A 3154-nucleotide genomic window follows, 5' to 3' on the forward strand; every position below is an offset into this window, starting at 1 on the left:
GCGTTTAATTGGTTTTGGGAAAAAAGAAGAGTTTAAGGAAATTTTGGCAATTTTAAGAAGGCAGAATCCTGATAGGATAAGGGTTCTGTGAAATTTGTCGTGTACAGAGCCATATTTTAGAAGAACTCGATATTTCAGGTGGTTCGATGGATGGTGGACATACACCGCATGCCGCGCAAGCTTGGGTAACACGTGGTGGGCGAATGCTGACCGATGAAACTTATTTGTGCCTATGGGACTTATTTTCCAGTATTCCATCTTTGGAAAATCCAGACATTTCGGTGCGTGAAGAATGTCGTGAGTTTAATGAAAAAGTGAAAACCCACGCCAATGCACGGTTGATTGATGCCGAACATGTCATTGCGGATGCAGCAAAGCTTGGTCTGAATACGCTACATCGTGCACAGATGCTGCGCCTATTAGCTTCAAAAGAAGAAAAAATTGGCAGTCGCCGCATTGATGAGTTTTTTGATGAAACCTTTTTTGAAACCAATTTCTGGCGCATGTGGCGCACGACTTTCGCTTTTCAAAAATGGCACAGTGCAGCAGAGTTAAGACGCTATTTCTTGCGTTTTATTCAAGAATTGCCACGCATTCATACCTTAGCGGGTGTGAAACGTACCAAGTACAACCAATATGACTCGATGATTCTGCCCCTACAGCGTTGGTTAGTCGCACAAGGCGTCGATGTGCGTTTTGGACACTATGTCACAGATGCAGACTTCATTACCAATGCTGAAACTCAAGAACGCTACGCTTCACGCCTATATGTACAATTGCCTGAAGGCTCAGAGCAAATTAATCTGAAAGCCAATGATTTAGCTATTTTCACTTTAGGCTCTATTACAGCAGACTCACGTTATGGCGGTAATCATGACGTGCCTGCCCTTATTCGTCATCGAGAAGATCATGGCTGGACGCTTTGGGAAACGCTGGCACAAAAAGCCCCAGACTTTGGCCGTCCAATGACTTTTTATGGCAATGTCGATGAACATAAGTGGGAGTCTTTCACTCTGACCATGAAAGATGACGTGCTACTTAAACGTATTATTGACTATACAGGCAATGAACCAGGCACAGGCGCACTCATGACTTGGTATGAGTCGGGTTGGCATTTATCCATCGTGGTTCCTGCACAGCCACACTTTGCCGACTTACCTGAAGGTTTATATACCTTATGGGGCTACGGTTTCCAAATTGACCATATAGGCGATTACATCAAAAAACCAATGTCCGAAGCCACGGGGCAAGAAATCCTAACAGAACTGATTAAACAGCTCGGTTTTGACGACATTTTAGATCATGTTTTGGCAACGACTGATGTTACTACCGCCATGATGCCATACGCCTCTGCCCTATTCGCCTGCCGTAAACCGGGGGATCGTCCACAGGTAATTCCACAAGGCTCACAAAACTTTGCTTTCCTTGGACAGTTTGTGGAAATTGAAGATGACGTGGTCTTTACTGTGGAATATTCAGTTCGTGGGGCGATGCTTGCCATTTATGAATTTTTTGGGGTGGAACGTGAAATCCCTGAAATTTACAACGGTCTACTTGATCCCAAAGTGGGTTTAAAAGCTTTAGAAACAGTGTTCCACTAAGTTTTTAATATATAGCGATAAGAGCACCTTTATGTCGCCACTATTACATAGTTTAATTTAAGCAACGTTTGGATACACGAGTGTGGCAGGGATGCCACACGTTATCCATCATAATAGGGATGTTATGTATGGGTAACAAAGGCTTTTGCTTTCTTTTGGCTTATCAAAAGTAAGGGTATTGCCTACACAAACACCTTTTATACTTTATTGAAAGTTGAGGCCGTGTACGCACTGGTTTACCGTTAACATCAATATAAGGAATATAAAATGAAAGCAGCTCGTTTTTATGACCGAGGGGATATTCGAATTGAAGATATCCCTGAACCGAAAGTACTTCCAGGCACAGTTGGAATTCAAGTTGCGTGGTGTGGTATTTGCGGTACAGATTTACATGAATTCATGGAAGGTCCTATTTTTATTCCACCTTGTGGTCACCCACACCCAATTTCGGGAGAATCTGCACCTGTAACAATGGGACATGAATTTTCAGGCGTGGTTTATGCAGTTGGAGAGGGTGTAGATGATATCCAAATTGGGCAACATGTCGTAGTTGAACCCTACATCATTGCTGACGATGTGCCGACTGGCCCCAATGATAAGTATCATTTATCAAAAAATATGAACTTTATTGGTTTAGGCGGACGCGGTGGTGGTCTTTCTGAAAAAATTGCAGTTCAGCGGCGTTGGGTACATCCTATTTCAAATGATATTCCTTTAGACCAAGCAGCATTGATAGAACCTTTATCTGTCGGTCATCATGCCTATGTCAGAAGTGGCGCAAAAGCTGGCGATATCGCACTGGTTGGTGGAGCAGGCCCAATAGGCTTACTTTTATCTGCTATTTTAAAGGCTAAAGGTCTCACGGTCATCATTACTGAACTGAGTGCAAAACGTAAAGAAAAAGCGATAGAAGCGGGTGTTGCCGATTATGTACTAGACCCATCTAAGGTTGATGTAGTTGCTGAGGTAATGAAAATTACAGAAGACCGCGGTGTAGATGTCGCTTTTGAATGTAGTAGTGTCAATAAAGTCATGGATACACTCGTTGCAGCAATGAAACCAACTGGTGTAGTCGTTATCGTTTCTATTTGGAGCCATCCTGCCACAATTAATGTGCATAGTGTGGTGATGAAAGAGCTAGATATTCGTGGCACGATTGCTTATGTAAATGATCATCAGGAAACTATCCGTTTGGTTGAGCAAGGTAAGATTAATCTAGAACCTTTTATTACCCAACGGATTGCATTAGATGATCTTGTTTCTAAAGGCTTTGAAACATTGATTCATAATAATGAGTCTGCTGTAAAAATTATTGTTCATCCGTAGTAACGCCTAATTTGAACGACTAATTTGAATAAACTAGAAATAAACTCTATGTAGCTATTTCTAATATCTTTATAGATAGGGAATGAGTCTGTACGTACAGATTCATTCTCAAATTTACGGCACTGTTGCAAATAGAGATTTGAGTCGATGATGTTCCCTTTAAAAAGTGCTTAGAGACCGAAAACCCTGTTGATTAGACACACTTCACCCTGAGGCTGACCATAATA

General features: G+C 41.9%; 2 protein-coding genes. Both read left to right on the forward strand.

Annotated elements, in window-relative coordinates:
* Positions 1-92: 92 nt before the first annotated feature.
* Entirely contained in the window at positions 93-1601 is a 1509-nt protein-coding gene (locus tag WFH18_RS17100) for an oleate hydratase (protein WP_336755341.1), read from the forward strand.
* Positions 1602-1868: 267 nt separating this feature from the next.
* Positions 1869-2927 (forward strand): 2,3-butanediol dehydrogenase, encoded by a 1059-nt coding sequence (locus WFH18_RS17105; protein WP_004281883.1) that lies wholly within the window; start codon positions 1869-1871, stop codon positions 2925-2927.
* Positions 2928-3154: the final 227 nt, after the last annotated feature.

This window comes from Acinetobacter sp. USHLN143 (assembly GCF_037145695.1).
Taxonomy (GTDB): Bacteria; Pseudomonadota; Gammaproteobacteria; order Pseudomonadales; family Moraxellaceae; genus Acinetobacter; species Acinetobacter fasciculus.

Bases quoted from the DNA above. Each gene is read 5' to 3' on its own strand.
- WFH18_RS17105 (WP_004281883.1), top strand. From the start codon at position 1,869: ATGAAAGCAGCTCGTTTTTATGACCGAGGGGATATTCGAATTGAAGAT.